This is a genomic window from Brevibacterium ihuae, from assembly GCF_900184225.1.
Taxonomy (GTDB): domain Bacteria; phylum Actinomycetota; class Actinomycetes; order Actinomycetales; family Brevibacteriaceae; genus Brevibacterium; species Brevibacterium ihuae.
Genome location: NZ_FXWZ01000003.1, coordinates 826,623 through 842,654, shown reverse-complemented (window position 1 = coordinate 842,654; position 16,032 = coordinate 826,623). Strand labels below are relative to the sequence as shown.

13 protein-coding genes are annotated in these 16,032 nt (G+C 71.4%); 7 read left to right on the top strand and 6 right to left on the bottom strand.

All coding sequences use genetic code 11. The features are described from left to right. The first annotated feature begins 19 nt into the window (after positions 1 to 19). Positions 20 to 415, top strand: coding sequence for a glycine cleavage system protein GcvH (gcvH, locus tag C1A17_RS09160; RefSeq protein ID WP_101652712.1), 396 nt, complete (start codon positions 20 to 22; stop codon positions 413 to 415). Between the two features lie 16 nt (positions 416 to 431). Then, on the top strand, positions 432 to 1,886 hold the full coding sequence (locus C1A17_RS09155) for an L-serine ammonia-lyase (RefSeq protein ID WP_101652711.1): 1,455 nt from the start codon (positions 432 to 434) through the stop codon (positions 1,884 to 1,886). A 45-nt stretch (positions 1,887 to 1,931) separates the two neighbouring features. Here the strand turns inward: C1A17_RS09155 and C1A17_RS09150 are convergent, their stop codons facing one another. Next, positions 1,932 to 2,822: a siderophore-interacting protein gene (locus tag C1A17_RS09150; RefSeq protein WP_180953268.1), complete on the bottom strand. Its 891-nt coding sequence runs from the start codon at positions 2,820 to 2,822 to the stop codon at positions 1,932 to 1,934. A gap of 223 nt (positions 2,823 to 3,045) precedes the next feature. Here C1A17_RS09150 and C1A17_RS09145 point away from each other — a divergent pair, with 223 nt between their 5' ends. Then, the gene (locus C1A17_RS09145) at positions 3,046 to 4,368 is read left to right on the top strand and encodes an MFS transporter (RefSeq protein ID WP_101652709.1); all 1,323 of its coding nucleotides are present in this window, start codon (positions 3,046 to 3,048) and stop codon (positions 4,366 to 4,368) included. 142 nt (positions 4,369 to 4,510) lie between these two features. Here C1A17_RS09145 and C1A17_RS09140 read toward each other — a convergent pair whose 3' ends face one another. Then, on the bottom strand, positions 4,511 to 5,542 hold the full coding sequence (locus tag C1A17_RS09140) for a proline racemase family protein (RefSeq protein ID WP_101652708.1): 1,032 nt from the start codon (positions 5,540 to 5,542) through the stop codon (positions 4,511 to 4,513). Between the two features lie 7 nt (positions 5,543 to 5,549). Beyond that, a complete protein-coding gene (locus C1A17_RS09135; RefSeq protein WP_101652707.1) occupies positions 5,550 to 6,113 on the bottom strand; it encodes a CueP family metal-binding protein in 564 nt (187 codons plus the stop codon). 461 nt (positions 6,114 to 6,574) lie between these two features. On the opposite strand from C1A17_RS09135, the gene C1A17_RS09130 reads away from it, so the two are divergent. Beyond that, positions 6,575 to 8,605 (top strand): heavy metal translocating P-type ATPase, encoded by a 2,031-nt coding sequence (locus tag C1A17_RS09130; protein WP_219618269.1) that lies wholly within the window; start codon positions 6,575 to 6,577, stop codon positions 8,603 to 8,605. 120 nt (positions 8,606 to 8,725) lie between these two features. Here C1A17_RS09130 and panB read toward each other — a convergent pair whose 3' ends face one another. Beyond that, entirely contained in the window at positions 8,726 to 9,562 is an 837-nt protein-coding gene (panB, locus tag C1A17_RS09125) for a 3-methyl-2-oxobutanoate hydroxymethyltransferase (protein WP_101652705.1), read from the bottom strand. Between the two features lie 138 nt (positions 9,563 to 9,700). Here panB and C1A17_RS09120 point away from each other — a divergent pair, with 138 nt between their 5' ends. Then, a complete protein-coding gene (locus tag C1A17_RS09120; protein WP_101652704.1) occupies positions 9,701 to 10,438 on the top strand; it encodes a VIT1/CCC1 transporter family protein in 738 nt (245 codons plus the stop codon). An 18-nt stretch (positions 10,439 to 10,456) separates the two neighbouring features. Here the strand turns inward: C1A17_RS09120 and C1A17_RS09115 are convergent, their stop codons facing one another. Beyond that, positions 10,457 to 11,500 carry an NAD(P)-dependent alcohol dehydrogenase gene (locus tag C1A17_RS09115; protein ID WP_101652703.1) on the bottom strand — a complete coding sequence of 348 codons (1,044 nt, stop codon included), beginning with the start codon at positions 11,498 to 11,500 and terminating at the stop codon, positions 10,457 to 10,459. Positions 11,501 to 11,693: 193 nt separating this feature from the next. Between C1A17_RS09115 and C1A17_RS09110 the strand changes: the two genes are divergently transcribed. Together C1A17_RS09110 and C1A17_RS09105 are read left to right on the top strand one after the other, a co-directional pair. Continuing rightward, the gene (locus C1A17_RS09110) at positions 11,694 to 13,133 is read left to right on the top strand and encodes an APC family permease (RefSeq protein ID WP_101653614.1); all 1,440 of its coding nucleotides are present in this window, start codon (positions 11,694 to 11,696) and stop codon (positions 13,131 to 13,133) included. Beyond that, positions 13,130 to 15,022: a serine hydrolase domain-containing protein gene (locus C1A17_RS09105; RefSeq protein ID WP_101652702.1), complete on the top strand. Its 1,893-nt coding sequence runs from the start codon at positions 13,130 to 13,132 to the stop codon at positions 15,020 to 15,022. Before C1A17_RS09110 ends, C1A17_RS09105 begins: the two co-directional genes overlap by 4 nt. A gap of 359 nt (positions 15,023 to 15,381) precedes the next feature. Here C1A17_RS09105 and pgsA read toward each other — a convergent pair whose 3' ends face one another. Then, the gene (pgsA, locus tag C1A17_RS09100; RefSeq protein ID WP_180953267.1) at positions 15,382 to 15,975 is read right to left on the bottom strand and encodes a CDP-diacylglycerol--glycerol-3-phosphate 3-phosphatidyltransferase; all 594 of its coding nucleotides are present in this window, start codon (positions 15,973 to 15,975) and stop codon (positions 15,382 to 15,384) included. Positions 15,976 to 16,032: the final 57 nt, after the last annotated feature.

Here is a 16,032-nt window from a genome sequence, read left to right as displayed (position 1 = left end):
ACCGATGAGAGGAACCACCATGGCCACCCTTCCCGAACTCCCCAGCGACTTCTCGTACTCCGCCGAGCACGAGTGGGTGAACGCGAGCGCCGACACGGTCGTCGGTTCGACGGTCAAGGTCGGCATCACCGCCGTCGCCGCCGACGAGCTCGGCGAGATCGTGTTCGTCGACCTGCCCGGTGTGGGCGACACCGTGACCGCCGGTGAGACGTGCGGCGAGGTCGAGTCGACGAAGTCGGTGTCCGACCTCTATTCGCCGGTGACCGGCGAGGTCGTCGCGGTCAACGAGGCCGCGGGCGACGACCCGGGTCTGCTCAACTCCGATCCCTACGGCGAGGGCTGGCTGTTCGAGGTCGCCGTCACCGCGGTGGGCGAGCTCATGGACGCCGCGGGCTACGCCGAGGCGAACTCCTGATCCGGAGCGCGGACCGATGACGATCAGCGTCTTCGACCTCTTCACCGTGGGCATTGGCCCGTCGAGCTCCCACACCGTGGGGCCGATGCGGGCGGCCGCGAGCTTCGTCGAGCTCCTCGGCGACCGCGTCGAGGAGGTGGCGTCCCTCGAGGTCGACGTGTTCGGCTCGCTCGCGGCCACCGGCCGGGGTCACGGCACCTTCGATGCGATCCTCCTCGGGCTCGAGGGGGTGCGGTCCGATCTCGTCGAGCCCGATGAGATCGGCGAGCGGACCGATCGGATGCGCTCGAGCGGGTGCATCCGGCTCGGCGACCGGGTCGAGATCGAGTTCGGCGTCGACGATCTGCGGCAGCGGCCGCTCACCATCCTCGAGCGCCATCCCAACGCCCTCGAGCTCCGGGCGCTCGACGCGGCGGGGGAGGAACTCGCCCACGAGACCTACTACTCGGTGGGCGGCGGCTTCGTCGTCTCCGCGACCGAGGACGCGGCGATCGGCGGCGGGGACGCATCCGCGGATGAGGCGGCCGACGCCTCGGCGGCCTCGGACCCCGCGGACATGGCGCAGCCGGTAGAGGACGGTCCCGGGGTGCCCTTCCACTTCGAGACCGCCGCCGAGCTGCTCGAGATCTGCCGCCGTGAGGACCTCCGGATCTGGCAGGTCATGCTCGCCAACGAGAAGGCGAGCCGCGACGAGGACGAGATCCGGCGCGGGCTCCTCCACATCTACTCGGTCATGGACCAGTGCACGATGAACTCGCTCGACCGCTCCGGGTACCTGCCCGGCGGTCTCAAGGTCCGGCGGCGCGCCCACGACTGGTACCTCCGGCTCAAGGAGGAGGATCCGAGCAGCGATCCGAAGTTCTACCAGGAGTGGGTCAACCTCATCGCGCTCGCCGTCAATGAGGAGAACGCCTCGGGCGGCCGCGTCGTCACCGCGCCGACGAACGGAGCCGCGGGCATCATCCCCGCGGTCCTCTACTACGCGCTCCACTACGTCCCCGCAGTGCTCGACGGGGGACAGGCCGCGCGGGCCGACGCGATCGTCCGCTTCCTCCTCACCGCCGGCGCGATCGGGGTGCTCTACAAGGAGCGCGCCTCGATCTCAGGGGCCGAGGTCGGATGCCAGGGCGAGGTCGGCTCGGCGTCGTCGATGGCGGCCGGTGGTCTCGCCGAGGTGCTCGGCTGCTCGATCGAGCAGGTCGAGAACGCCGCCGAGATCGCGATGGAGCACAACCTCGGGCTCACGTGCGACCCGATCGCCGGGCTCGTCCAGGTGCCGTGCATCGAGCGCAATGCGATCGCTGCGGGCAAGGCGATCAACGCCGCGAAGATGGCGCTGTGGGGCGACGGGGAGCACCGGGTGTCCCTCGACGAGGTCATCGCGACGATGCGGGCGACCGGCGCGGACATGAGCGACAAGTACAAGGAGACAGCGCAGGGCGGGCTCGCCGTCAATGTCGTCGAGTGCTGAGGCCGTTCGCGGTCCGGCCCGGAATCGCGCGATGGTGCCGGGAGGTCACGCGGTCGGTCGGCCGGCCTGCCAGTAGCCCTTGGCGAAGACCGACCTGCGGGTGAGCGCCGTCCGGGTGAGCAGGAGCCTGCGGATCCGGGCGACCGCTCCGCCCTCGCCGCACACCCACGCGCTCGTGAAGTCCGAGGCGTCAGCAGCTTCGCCGGCAGCGGCTGCGCCCTCCGTGCCTGATCCCGCTCCCATCGGGAGTGCTTCGGCGATGGCGTTCGCGAGGAGGTCGCCGGGACGCGCGGCCCCGCGCACCACCCAGGTGACGTCGATCGACTCGGGGCGATCGGCGACGGAGTCCATGCTGTCGACCTCGACGAAGGCGCGGATGCGTGCGGCGTCGGCGGTGCCGGCCACCTCCTCGGCGATGTGGGCGAGTGCCGGCAGCGCGGTCTCGTCCGCGGCGATGAGCTGCAGACCGCCGTCGGGCCTCCGGTATCCGGCCGAGCCCTCCTTGAGACCGACCACGTCCCCGGGCCGCGCTCGCAGCGCCCACGCCGACCCCGGGCCCGCATCCCCGTGGGTGACGACGTCGACGTCGATCTCCCCGCGCTCCGGCCGGTGGCGGCGCACGGTGTAGTAGCGGACGTCGGGGCGGATGGCGGCGGGGAAGTCGCGGACGGCGCGCGCGACCTGGAGGACCTCGGGCGCCGGGAGCGCGAGTGCGACGCCGGGGCGCGGCAGGATGAGCGCGAAGTACTCGTCGGGGCCGACGGGGACGAAGGTGCGCAGCGACTCCGCGGCCAGCGTGATCCGGCGGACGCGCGGGGCGACATCGGTGTTCGCCACAACGGTGAGCCGGTGGAGGAGGTACTCCTCGCGCGGCGGCGCGATCGCCATGAAGCGTCCGTAGACTGCAGTCGCTGCGGACAGCAGCGTCGAGCTCATAGTCTTCGACGGGGGTGTCATCGCGGGTCTCCTCAGCGGTCAGCGGTGCGGTGTCGGCGGTGCGTCTCGGGTGCGATCGGGAGCAGTTCACGGGGATCGGCTTTGGATCTCCGGGTCCCGACGCCGCCCGACACGGGTCCGGTCGCCCGTCTGGGCGGGGGGCGTTCGTCCGCCTGTGAAATTAGGCTACAGGAATATGACGAAATAAGGTTAGCCTATCCCTATGACCGCACACGCCGCTTCCGTCACGCCGACCCGTGTCGACGGATCCCACCTCCCGCCGCTGCGCACGAGCGTCCCTCTCCTCGGCGGCCTCTACACCGCGCAGTACGTCGGAGTCGGGTTCATCTACTTCGGCCTCGTCGCGATCCTCCGGCGGCAGGGAATCGAGCTCGAACAGCTCGCCGCGTTCCAGCTCATCGGCTCGGTGTGGGCGCTCAAGTTCCTCTGGGCGCCCATCGTCGACGCCGTCGGACGCACCCGCACGGGGCACTACCGGAACTGGATCCTCGTCGTCCAGCCGCTGCTCGCGCTCAGCGTCCTCGCCCTGCTCCTCATCCGTGAGCCCGCCACCCAGCTCGGTGCGCTCGGACTCATCATCGGCGCCTATGCGTTCCTCAGCGCCACCCAGGACATCGCTGCCGATGCACTCGCCGTGCGGATCGTCGACGCCCGCCACCGGGGAGTGGCGAACGGCCTCGCCGGGGCGGGGTCGTGGCTGGGGAACATCCTCGGCGGCGGTCTCGTCGTCGTGATGTACGACGCCATCGGCTGGACGGCCGCGGTCATCACCCTCACTGTGCTCACCCTCATTCCGCTCGTCCTCGTGGTGCGGTTCGCGGAACCCCTGCCGCGGGCGTCCGAGGTGTCGTCGCACGCTGCGAGCGGGTTCGCCGGTGCCGGGCGGGGCCTGTGCGCCTCGCTGCGGGCGATGCGCTCGATCTTCGCCCAGCCGGGCTGCCGGTTCTGGGTGCTCGCGGCGATGCCCGCGTTCCTCTGCGGGGTCACCGCCGCCTACGGGCTTCTCACCGTGGCGCTCGTCGACGCCGGGTGGTCGCTCACTGCGATCGGGGTGCTCATGGGGATCGTGCTCGGCTTCCCCGCGATCGCCGCCTCGCTCGGCAGCGGATGGCTCCTCGCCCGGTTCGGTCGCCGCACGATGATCGTCGCCACCGGCATCGCCGCCGCCGCTGCGACCCTCGGCCTGCTGCCGCTCATGGGCGGGGACGGGTCCCGGCCGGCCGTGGTCGCCGGGGTGTGCGTGTACGTCGCGGCGATGGCGGCCGCCTCGACCGTGGTGTACACGGTGAACATGGATTACTCGCGGGCCGAGTCCGCCGGCGTCGACTTCACCCTGCTCGCCTCGACGGCGATCATCTTCAGCTACGTGTCCGGAGCGCTCATGACCTGGCTCGCCGGCAGTCTCGGGTACGTCGTCGTCACCGTCATCGCCTGCGGTCTCGCGCTGCTGGGCACCGGGCTCGCAGCCCTCCACGCCCACCGGCACGGTGTGCGGACGTCCCCCGCCGAGGTGGGGGCCGGCTGAGTCGTCCGGTCCGGTCCGATGCCGGGTGCGACTCGCGGAGCTCTGCGGTCGTTGCAGCGCCGATTTCGGAGCTCGCGGGCCGCACCGACGTGGCCGGGAGCACTCCCCGCCACCCCGCTGCAGTGCTGTGCGTCCGACTGCCTCAGCGGAGGACGAAGCCGGGCACGAGCGGATCGTCCGGGCCGACGACGAAGGTGTGCTCCCCGGTGAGGTGGGCGGAGCCGGTGATCTCCGGGATGACCGCCGCGCAGCCGTGGACCTCGGTCTCCGCGAGGATGCGGCCGGTGAAGGTCGAGCCGATGATCGAATGGTGGATGAGCCGGTTGCCGGAGTGCAGGCGTCCCTCCGCGGCCAGTGTCGCCATCCTGGAGGCGGTGCCCGAGCCGCACGGCGAGCGATCGACCTGGCCGCCGGCGAAGACGGTGACGTTGCGCTGCACAGGGTTGTCGTCCGCATCCGTGCCGAGGTCCTCGGCGAAGATCACCCCGTAGATCCCGTTGATCCGCGGGTCCGTGGGATGCTTCGCGTACTCCGTGGTCTCAAGGGCGGCCTTGATCTGCCGGCCGAGGGCGATGAGCTCGGGGAGGTTCTCCGGGCGCACGCGGAGCCCGAGGTCGAGCGGCCTCACGCTCGCATAGAGCGCACCGCCGCAGCTGATGGACGCGCGCAGCGTCCCCGCGGGCGTGCTCACCGGGACCTCGGAATGGAGGTGGAAGCTCGGGACGTTGACGAACGCGGCCGAGGTGGCCCGGCCCTCCGCATCGGTGCGCACCCGGCAGCGCACCCGGCCGGACGGCACGTCGATGACGACCTCGGTGGTGCCGCTCGGGTCCACGGGGACCCGCCCGGTGTTCACCGCCCAGGTGCCGAGCGCGATGGTGCCGTGGCCGCACGCGGTGGAGAACCCATCGGAGTGCCAGAACAGCACGCCGAGGTCCGCGCCCTCGTCATCGGGCTCGACGACGAACCCGCCGTACATGTCTGCGTGCCCGCGCGGCTCAGAGCACAGGAGGCTGCGCAGCCCGTCGACCTCCGGGGAGCGCATCGCCTCGAGGCGCTTCTCCGCGACGGTGGCAGCGGTGAGTCGCGGTGCGTCGGCGACGATCCGGAACGGCTCTCCGGCGGTGTGGTAGTCCGTCGTGCGGACGGCGGTGGGGCGGTCGCTCCCGTTCATGGTCGGATCACTCCTCGAGGCGCAGGGTGGTGATGCAGGTGGCGCCGTCGGCCTCCGTCGAGAACGCCGTCGACCCGTTCCTGCCGTCATGGGCGACCTCGATCGTGCCGGCGATGCCGCGCGGCACCCACAGCCCGACGAAGCCGTTGTCCTCGGTGGTGAGCTCGGTATCGACGATGACGTCTCCGGTCGCGTCGTCTGCGATCGTGACGTCGACCGGGGCGCTGTCGAGCTCGCCGAGGCACGTGGTGAGGCTGTGGTAGAAGCAGTCGTGCGTGCGGTCGACGTAGGGGGCGATCGAGAGGTAGGTGCTGTCCTCGGGCATGTCGAGCGCGACCTCGTCGTCGAGGCCGGTGAGCACGAGGTGCTCCTGCTGCACGGAGGCCAGGAGATCCTGCGGACGCTCGTCGACGGGCATCGTCTCGAGATGCGTGATGACCTCCTCGGTGCTCATGCCGTCGAGGCCGAAGCTCGAGAGGAGGTCTCCGTCGGAGGCACTCCGTGTCTGCTGCGGCGCGGCGCAGCCGGCGATGGCAAGTGCGAGGACTGCGGCGAGGGCGATGAGGCGCATGAGATCCGTCCTGGTGGGTTCCGGGTCGTCTCGATTGTCGCAGACGGGGCTCCGTCGGCGAGCGCTGCTCGAAGGGGCGCGGGCCGAGCAAGACGGTTGATCCATACCCCTAGGGGGTATAGGATCGGGGCATCGGCACCACCGTCCATGACGATCGAGGAGTTCTCATGAGTTCTTCGCACGACCGCCGCCCGACCGCGGCGCACGCTCAGCACCAGCACACCCCCGTCGAAGAGTCGGCCCGCGCCGCCTCTGCTCCGGGGACGCACGATCACGCGGACCACGAGAAGCACGGCGACCACGAGGGCCATGGCGATCACCAGGACCATGCCGGTCACGAGGAGCATGCGGGCCGCGAGGGACATGGCGGTCACGCCGGCCACGGGGACCACTCCGGCCATGGTGACCACGGGGGTCATGGAGGCCATGGGGGCCATGCAGGCCACGGTGATCACGCCGCGATGTTCCGGACCCGGTTCTGGGTCAGCCTCGCGCTGTCGATCCCCGTGGTGATCTTCAGTCCGATGTTCGCCGGCTTCCTCGGCTACGCGGTGCCGGACTTCCCCGGTGCGCACTGGATCCCGCCCGTGCTCGGCACGGTGATCTACCTCTACGGCGGCATGCCGTTCCTGTCCGGCGGGGTCTCCGAGCTCCGGTCCCGCAGGCCGGGGATGATGCTCCTCATCGCGATGGCGATCACCGTCGCCTTCGTCGCCTCGTGGATCACGAGCCTGGGGATCGGCGGGTTCCACCTCGACTTCTGGTGGGAGCTCGCACTCCTCGTCGTCATCATGCTCCTGGGCCACTGGATGGAGATGCGGGCGCTCGGCGCCGCCTCGGGCGCTCTCGACGCGCTCGCCGAACTCCTGCCCGACGACGCCGAGACGATCGTCGACGGCGACGTCGTCACGGTGCCGATCGCCGAACTGCACGCCGGGGACACCGTCCTCGTCCGCTCCGGCGGGCGCGTACCGGCCGACGGTCGGATCATCGACGGCCGCGCCGAGTTCGACGAGTCGATGATCACCGGGGAGTCGAAGACCGTGTCGCGCGCTGACGGGGACAGCGTGGTCGCCGGCACCGTCGCGGTGGACAACTCTGTGCGGATCGAGGTCGAGGCGACCGGCGACGACACCGCGCTCGCCGGCATCCAGCGGCTCGTCTCCGAGGCCCAGGACTCCTCGTCCCGCGCCCAGGCGCTCGCCGACCGGGCCGCCGCCCTCCTCTTCTGGTTCGCGCTCGGCGCGGGCATCCTCACCTTCCTCGTCTGGCTGCTCCTCGGCTTCCCGGACGAAGCCGTGGTGCGGACGGTCACCGTGCTCGTCATCGCCTGCCCGCACGCGCTCGGGCTCGCCATCCCGCTCGTCATCGCGATCTCCACCGAACGGGCAGCGAAGGCCGGGGTCCTCATCAAGGATCGGATCGCCCTCGAGCGGATGCGGTCGATCGACACCGTCCTGTTCGACAAGACCGGAACGCTCACGCAGGGAGCCCATGCCGTCACCGATGTCGCCGCGGTGTCGGGGACGAGCACCGGCCGGGTCCTCGCGCTCGCCGCAGCCGCCGAGGCGCAGAGCGAGCATCCCGTGGCGCGCGCGATCACCGCGGCCGCGGCGGAGGACTCCGAGGCCGCGCGCGAGCGGCTCACCGGGAGCGACTTCTCGTCAGCCGCCGGGCGCGGGGTCCGGGCGCAGGTCGACGGGGCCGAGGTCGCCGTCGGCGGACCGAACATGCTCGGAGTGATGGGCATCGGGTCCCCGGCGGAGCTGTCCGACCGGATCGAGGACTGGACGGCGCGCGGAGCGAGCATCGTCCACGTCGTCGCCGACGGCGAGGTGATCGGCGCGGTGGCGCTCGAGGACGCGGTGCGCCCCGAATCGCGCGCTGCCGTCGCCGCGTTGCGGGAGCGCGGCGTCCACCTCGCGCTCATCACCGGCGACGCCCGACAGGTCGCCGAGGCCGTCGGCAGGGAGCTCGGCATCGACGAGGTGTTCGCCGATGTCCTGCCGCAGGACAAGGACTCCGCTGTCGCCGATCTCCAGGCGCGCGGACGGTCCGTCGCGATGGTCGGCGACGGGGTCAACGACGCGCCGGCCCTCGCTCGGGCCGACGTGGGGATCGCGATCGGGGCCGGGACGGACGTCGCGATGGAATCGGCGGGCGTGGTGCTCGCCGGCAACGATCCGCGCGCTGTGCTCTCGATGATCGACCTGTCGCGCGCGAGCTACCGGAAGATGATCCAGAACCTCGTGTGGGCGGCCGGCTACAACGTGCTCGCGGTGCCGCTCGCGGCCGGCGTGCTCGCACCCATCGGATTCGTGCTCTCCCCGGCGGTCGGCGCGGTGCTCATGTCGCTGTCGACGATCGTCGTCGCGCTCAACGCGCAGCTGCTCCGGCGGGTGGAGCTCGATCCGCAGGCCCTCGCGCCCACCTCCGCGGAGGACGACGCCCCGCGCCGGGAGGCACCGGCGGAGGCGGCGGACCGCGCGTGAGATCGGCGGGGCCCGAGCGGGTCCGCGGGCTGTAGAGCGCGGCCGACGAGGTGCGGGACCACGGGTCGCGACGTGCCGCCGGCGGGGCGCCGATCCGTGAACCGTGCCGCCGGCAGGGTGTCAGAAGGAGTGCTCCTCGGCGGGGAACTCGCCGGCTCGCACCGCGGTGTCGTAGTCGCGCGCGGCCTGGCGGAGCGCCTCGCCCACCTCGCCGAACCGGCGCACGAAGCGCGGCAGCCGGCCGGGAGTCATGCCGACCATGTCCTGCCACACGAGGACCTGCGCATCGCACCCGACGCCGGCGCCGATGCCGACCGTCGGGATCTCGAGCGCCGCGGTGACCTCGGCGGCGACGTTGGCCGGCACCATCTCGAGGACGACGGCGAAGGCTCCGGCCTCCTCCACCGCCCGAGCGTCCTCACGCAGGGTCGTCGCGGCCGCCTCGTCGCGCCCCTGGACCCGGTACCCGCCGAGCGCGTTGACGCTCTGCGGGGTGAAGCCGACGTGGGCCATGACCGGGATCCCGGCGTCGACGACCGCGCGGATCGCCGCGGCCCGCTCCGCTCCGCCCTCGAGCTTGACGGCGTGCGCCCCGGACTCCTTCATCACCCGGATCGCGGACTCGACCGCCTGGGAGGGGGAGACCTCGTAGGACCCGAACGGCAGGTCGACGACGACGAGGGTGTTCGGGGCGCCGCGCACCACCCCGGTGGCAAGGGCGATCATCTGGTCGAGAGTCGCGGGGATCGTCGTCGATTCGCCGTAGACGACGTTGGCCGCGGAATCGCCGACGAGGAGGACGGGAATCTCGGCGTCGTCGAACGCCGCAGCGGTCGAGTAGTCGTAGGCGGTGAGCATCGACCAGCGCCTGCCCTCCGCCTTCCACTGCGCGAGGTGCAGGGTGCGGACGGGGGCGCGGCGCTTCTCGGAGGGCTGGGAGTCGCGGTGATAGCTCATGCTCCGACCCTAGCGAGGGGCGCGGGCAGGGGAACAGGGCAGCGGCGGATTCGAGACGGGGCGCGGGCAACCGCGCCGTCGGGTGAGGATCGCCTCTCCTTCGTGGCGGCCCGCCGCGCGACGTGCCACGATCCGGGTATGAGCATGAACCCCGCGGATCCCCGTTCCGTCCCCGCCCACGCGGACGAGGCCCACACCGCTGCGACCTCCTCGAAGCTCAACTGGCTGCGGGCCGGCGTCCTCGGTGCCAACGACGGCATCGTGTCGGTCGCGGCGCTCCTCGTCGGCGTCGCCGCGGCGAGCAGCGAGCTCGGTCCCGTCGTCGTCGCCGGCGTGGCGGCCCTCGTCGCCGGTGCGATCTCCATGGCGCTCGGCGAGTACGTCTCGGTGTCGACGCAGCGCGACACCGAGAAGGCCCTCATCGCGCTCGAGAGTCACGAGCTGGCGACGATGCCGGAGGAGGAGCTCGAGGAGCTCACACGCATCTACGAGGGCAAGGGTCTCACCCGGGACACCGCAGAGAGGGTCGCCGCGGAGCTCACCGCCCATGACGCGCTCGGCGCTCACCTCGAGGCGGAGCTCCACATGGGGGAGGAGGATCTGACGAATCCCTGGCACGCCGCCGGCGCCTCGGCGCTCGCCTTCGTCATCGGCGGCATCCTGCCGCTGGTCGCGCTCCTCGCGGTGCCCACCGAGCTGCGGATCATCGCGGTGTTCGTCGTCGTCCTGCTCGCTCTCGTCCTCACCGGGTGGATCAGTGCACGGCTGGGCGGCAGCCCCCGGGTGCCGGCGATCCTCCGGATCGTCGTCGGCGGTGCGCTCGCACTCGCCGCGACCACCCTCATCGGCTCGCTGTTCGGCGTCGCCGGGGTCTGAGCCGCAGGACGAGCCGGTTCAGAAGGTCTTCGCGTCGATGACGAAGCGGTAGCGGACGTCGGAGTCGACGACGCGGTCGTAGGCCTCGTTGATCCCCTCGGCGTCGATGAGCTCGATCTCTGCGGTGATCCCGTGCTCGGCGCAGAAGTCGATCATCTCCTGGGTCTCCGGGATGCCGCCGATGATCGACCCGGCGACCGTCCGGCGGCCGCCGATGAGCAGGCCCGGCAGCACCGACAGCGAACCGGGCGGCAGTCCGAGGAGGACGTAGGCGCCCTCGGGTCGGAGCATCTTGAGATAGGTGTCGGTGTCGAGCGGGACGGACACGGTGTTGAGGATGAGGTCGAACTCGGCGCGGTGGGCGCGGTGGAAGCCGTCCTCGGCGGTCGACACGTACTCCGCGGCCCCGAACCGCAGGCCGTCGGCCTCCTTGGAGAGCGAGTGGGAGAACACGGTGACGCGCGCGCCCATCGCCGCGGCGAGCTTGACCGCGACGTGGCCGAGCCCGCCGAGGCCGACGACGGCGACGTGCGATCCCTCGCTGGCGCGCCACTTGCGGAGCGGGGAGTACGTGGTGATGCCGGCGCACAGGAGCGGGGTGGCAGCCGCCGGATCGAGGGATTCGGGGATACGGATGAGGAAGCGGCGGCTTACCGGGATGTGGGTGGCGTAGCCGCCCTGGGTCACCGAGCCGTCGACCCGGTCGGTGCTGTTGTAGGTGCCGACCGAACCGTTCTCGCAGTAGTGCTCGTTGCCCGCGCTGCACTGCGCGCACTCCCCGCACGAGTCGACGAGGCAGCCCACGCCCACCCGGTCGCCCACGGAGAAGTCGCTCACCTCGGCGCCGAGCTCGGAGATCCGCCCGATGATCTCGTGGCCCGGGGTCATGGGGTAGCGGCAGCCGCCCCATTCGTCGCGCACGGTGTGGATGTCGGAATGGCAGATCCCCGCGTACTCGATCTCGATCATCACGTCGTCGGCGCGGAGCGCGCGCCGGTCGAGGGTTCCCTTGGTCAGCGGTTCGCTCGCGGAGGTGGCCTGGTAGCACGCGACAGCAGTCATGCATCCGATCCTATATGTCGCAGGCCACAGGGGTCGCGGGGAGGCGGACGGCGAGGGCGGGTTGTGCCGCGGGTCACCCAAAGGTATGTTGAACATGCCTTTGAACGACGGGTCTGCCCGGGTGCCGCGCGGCGTCCGCGGACCCGCGACCCGCATCCGCGGGTCGTCCGATGCCCGAGGAGTGGATCCGCCCGTGCCCGAACTCAAGAGATCGCTGGGGGTGCTCCAGCTCCTCGCCTTCGGTGTCGCCGGCGTCGTCGGCTCGAGCTGGATCTACACGAACTCCACGCTGTTCGACTCCTACGGCGCCGGCGGGGTGGTGTTCGGCCTCGCGATCGGCGTGCTGCTCGCCACCTGCGTGGCGCTCGCGTACTCCGAGCTCACCACCGCGTTCCCGCGCGCCGGCGGCGAGGTGGTCTACTCCTACACTTCGATGGGCCGCGGGGCGGCCTTCTTCACCGGGTGGATGCTGCTCGGCGCCTATGTGTCGTCCCTCGCCTTCTATGTCACGGCGTTCGGGTACCTGCTTGGGAACTTCTTCCCCGTGTTCAACACGATCCCGCTCTACACGATCAACGGCGAGACGGTGTATCTCCCCGTCCTGCTCGTCGGCGTGGTCCTCACGCTCCTGTTCTTCGCCCTCAACTGGTTCGGGGTCGAGATCGGCGCACAGGTCCAGCTCGCGCTGTTCTTCGCGATCATCGTCATCGGGGCGGCGCTCGTCGTCGTCGGCTTCGCCACGGGCGGCCCGGAGAACTTCTTCCCGGCCTTCCACCCGGAGAGCTCAGCGCTCGCCGACACCCTGCGGTTCGTCATCCCGAGCATGACGTTCCTCGCCGGCTTCGGTCTCGTCGCCGTCCTCGCCGAGGACGCCAAGGTGTCGCCGCGGAAGATCGGCCGGACGGTCGTGCTCACCGTGCTCGCGGCCGGCGGCTTCTACTGCCTCGTCCTCGCAGCGACCGCCTGGGTCCACCCGTGGGAGGAGACCGCGGCGATGGACCTCGGGACCGTGTCGGCGTTCGACGCCGCGGGCTTCCCCCTCCTCGGGATCGGTGCGTACCTCATCGCCTTCCTCGGGCTCCTCACGAGCTTCCTCGGCCTCTTCGTCGCGAGCTCGCGTATCCTCGTCGCGATGGGTCGGGCGAACCTCCTCCCGGCCCGGCTCGCCGACATCCACCCCAAGAGGCGCACGCCCCACGTGGCCCTGATCTTCACCGCCGCGGTCACGCTCGGCCTGGGATGGCTCGGTCCCGGAGCGGTGGTGTGGTTCCTCGACACCGGCGGCGTGTACCTGGGAATCGTGTGGTGCATGGTCATCCTCGCGAAGTACCTCGTGCCCCGGAGGTACCCCGAGCTCGAGCGGCCGTACGTCTCCCGGCTGGGCTTCCTGCCCGCGATCGGTGCGGTGGGGGCGCTGCTCGTCATCGTCTGGGCGATCGTCCCCGGCACCGGCGCCTCGCTCATCTGGCCGGCGGAGTACATCATCCTCGGCATCTGGCTGGTGCTCGGCGCGATCCTCTTCGCCGTGTCCCGGGCCAAGCCGCGCACCGAAGCGCTCCATGCGCTGCTCGGCGACTCCTATGCGCACCTCCACCGCCACGAGGTCGAGGCACAGGAGCGGGAGGACAGGTGAGCGCAGGAGCAGGTGCGGAGGAGCGCGCGCGGTCCGCCGTCCGCGCTCACCTCGCCGAGGCGTTCGCCGTGCACCCCGCACCCGAGGTCGCCTGGGGGCTCGTCCTCGACGGGCGCCTGGTCGACGGGGAGAACCTCGACCGGGCGTTCCGCATCGCGTCGATGACGAAGTGCTTCACTGCGGCGGCCGTCCTCGGGATCCGGTACGGCGCGATCCCCTCCCGGCGGCGCCTCGACCTCGACGACGCGCTCGCGGAGTACGTGCGCGATGCCGCCCGGCCGTTCGACGAGATCACCGTCCGGGACGCCCTGACCATGGCCGGCGGCCTGCCCACCGACGACCCCTGGGCCGACCGGCTCGAAGCGATGACCGGCGCGGAGCTCGACGCGCTCATCGCCCGCTCGCCGCTGCAGCGGTTCGTCGCCGGCACCGGGTACGAGTACTCGAACCTCGGGTACGCGCTGCTCGGCCGGGTGGTCGAGGAGGCCACGGGGCGTCCGTACACTGCGGTCGTCGCCGAGGAGATCCTCGTGCCGCTCGGACTCGTCTCGACCGGATTCGACGTCGCGGATCTCGATCCGGAGCGCGTGGTCCCCGGATTCCGCCGAACGGCCGACGGCGGGCTCGAAGAGCTGGCGCCCACGCGGCCGGGTGCGTTCTCCGCGATCGGCGGCCTGTGGTCGACGGTGCCGGACATCGCCGCCTGGATCGCGCGGCTCCTCGACGCGAGGCCGGATCGGTGGGCGCGCGCCCTGCGCGACGTCCAGCAGCCGCAGCGCTTCATCGGGATCGACGCGTCCGCCGGCGGTCCGTCGGCGAACTCGTACGGCTACGGTCTCCATTCCTCGACCGATCCGGTGTTCGGCGAGTTCCTCCATCACTCCGGCGGGTACCCGGGCTTCGGCTCCCACATGCGCTGGCACCCTGCGACGCGCTCGGGCGTCATCGTGTTCGGCAATGTCACGTACTTCCCCGCCCGGACGATCGCCACCGGCGCCGCCGAGGCCTGCGTCACCGCGCTCGGATACGTGCGGGATCCGGACGGGCGGCGGCGGGGGACGGGTGCTCTCCGGGGTTCGGCGGCGCCTTCTGCGGTGCGGGCGACGGAACCGCCTTCTGCAGCTCGGGTCGGTGATCCGGCCGGAGTCTGCGCGTCGGCGCCGAGCACGTCCCGGGACGTGGGCGCGCCGTCGGGTGCGGCCGCCGCCGAACGCGCGACTGTGGTCGAGGCTGACGACACTGCCGGAACCGCGGCTCCCGGCACCACCGAGGCGGGGGCCGGGGCCGAGGCCGGCGCCGAGGTGGGGACGCCTGTTGAGGCGGAGGTGTCCGCCGAGGCGGAGGAACAGCGCGTGGAGGCGCCCGCCGGCGGACGACCGGTGCCGCCGAGCGAGCGGCTCGTCGAGCGCCTCGGCATCGAGCTGCCGGTATCAGCGGAGGCCCGCAGAATCGCAAAGCGGGTCGAGCAGCTCCTCCGGTCCTGGGACGACGCCGAGGCGGACGCCCTGTTCAGCCCGAACATGGACCTCGACGTTCCGCGAACGGAGCGGCGAGCGGTCCTCGACGCCGTGCTCGCCGCCACGGGTGAGTCCGAGTCGGGCGAGGCCGACTCCGGAGGCGCGGCCGGGTCAGGAGTTGACGACCCAGCCCCCTCGGCCTCGGCGCGGGTTTCGGACTCGGCGCCGGGCGCTGCGTCCCGGGAGCGGATCGGTACGGCCGCAGCCGCCTCGGCCGAGGTGCCGGACGTCGTGTGGACCAGTCCCACCCGAGCACGCTGGACGGTTCGCGGTCCGAACGGCACGCGCGCCGTCGCACTCGAGCTGACCCCCTTCCGCCAGGTGCAGAAGCTCACGGTGAGTGTCGAGGACGAGACCGCAGAGCAGCACTGAGCCCTCGAGCGGCCGCTCGTGCTCGCGCTCACCGTCGAGTCGCAGTTCGCGCTCGCGCCTACTGTCGAGCTGTCGCTCGTGCTCGCGCCCGTCGTCGAGCCGCCCCTTGCGCTCGATTCCACCGTTGAGCTGTCACTTCTGCTCGATCTCACCGACGATTCTCGAGCGTTCGTGGCAGGTCGATGGGCCGATGAAGCACAAGCGGCAGGTGGACGTACGGATCAGGCGCAAGCGGCAGGTCGGCGGGTCGATCGAGCACAGGTGGCAGGTGGGCGTGCGAATCCGGCGCAAGCGGCAGGTCGACCACCGAATCGAGCACGAACGGCAGGTCGCCGCTGCCGGGGTCGTACCTGCGGCGGTCAGTTCCGCGGGGTGCGGATCAGCCGCACCGCGTAGTCCACGCCGGCCGCGAGGTGGAGGAGCACCCCGGCCGACAGGAGGAACGTCGCCACCTGGTGGAGCGGGGTGTCCTGGAGCTGGGTCGCCGTCGACAGGAGCAGGAGCGGCAGCCCGGTCATGATGAGCGCGGTGCGCACCTTGCCCAGCCAGCTCACGTGCGAGGTCGACGTGGCATCGAGGCGGATCGCGCCGACGATCCCGAGGAAGAGGTCGGTGAGCACGATGACGAAGAGCATCCACATCGGGAGGATGTCGAACCATGCCATCGCAATGCAGATGATCGCGATGCCCAGTCGGTCGGCGACCGGATCGAGGATCTCTCCCACCCGGGTGACCTGCCCGAACCTCCGCGCCCAGAAGCCGTCGATCCAGTCGGTCGCGCCGAACACCGCGAGCATGACCGTCGCGGCGATCCGGTGCTCGGGCATGCTCATGAGCCAGATGACCACCGGCACGAGGACGATGAGCCGCACGATGCTGATGACGTTCGGCACGTTGAGCCACGAGGAGCCACCCCGGCGTTCGCCCGCATGTGCAGCGCTTCCCGCCTGCACAGTGTCTCCTGCCTGCGCAGCGTCTCCCGCCTGCACAGGCGCCCCGGGGTCGCGGTG

Coding starts and splice junctions, on each gene's coding strand:
- gcvH (WP_101652712.1), top strand. CDS start 20: ATGGCCACCCTTCCCGAACTCCCCAGCGACTTCTCGTACTCCGCCGAG.
- C1A17_RS09155 (WP_101652711.1), top strand. CDS start 432: ATGACGATCAGCGTCTTCGACCTCTTCACCGTGGGCATTGGCCCGTCG.
- C1A17_RS09150 (WP_180953268.1), bottom strand. CDS start 2,822: ATGAGCTCGACGCTGCTGTCCGCAGCGACTGCAGTCTACGGACGCTTC.
- C1A17_RS09145 (WP_101652709.1), top strand. CDS start 3,046: ATGACCGCACACGCCGCTTCCGTCACGCCGACCCGTGTCGACGGATCC.
- C1A17_RS09140 (WP_101652708.1), bottom strand. CDS start 5,542: ATGAACGGGAGCGACCGCCCCACCGCCGTCCGCACGACGGACTACCAC.
- C1A17_RS09135 (WP_101652707.1), bottom strand. CDS start 6,113: ATGCGCCTCATCGCCCTCGCCGCAGTCCTCGCACTTGCCATCGCCGGC.
- C1A17_RS09130 (WP_219618269.1), top strand. CDS start 6,575: ATGTTCCGGACCCGGTTCTGGGTCAGCCTCGCGCTGTCGATCCCCGTG.
- panB (WP_101652705.1), bottom strand. CDS start 9,562: ATGAGCTATCACCGCGACTCCCAGCCCTCCGAGAAGCGCCGCGCCCCC.
- C1A17_RS09120 (WP_101652704.1), top strand. CDS start 9,701: ATGAGCATGAACCCCGCGGATCCCCGTTCCGTCCCCGCCCACGCGGAC.
- C1A17_RS09115 (WP_101652703.1), bottom strand. CDS start 11,500: ATGACTGCTGTCGCGTGCTACCAGGCCACCTCCGCGAGCGAACCGCTG.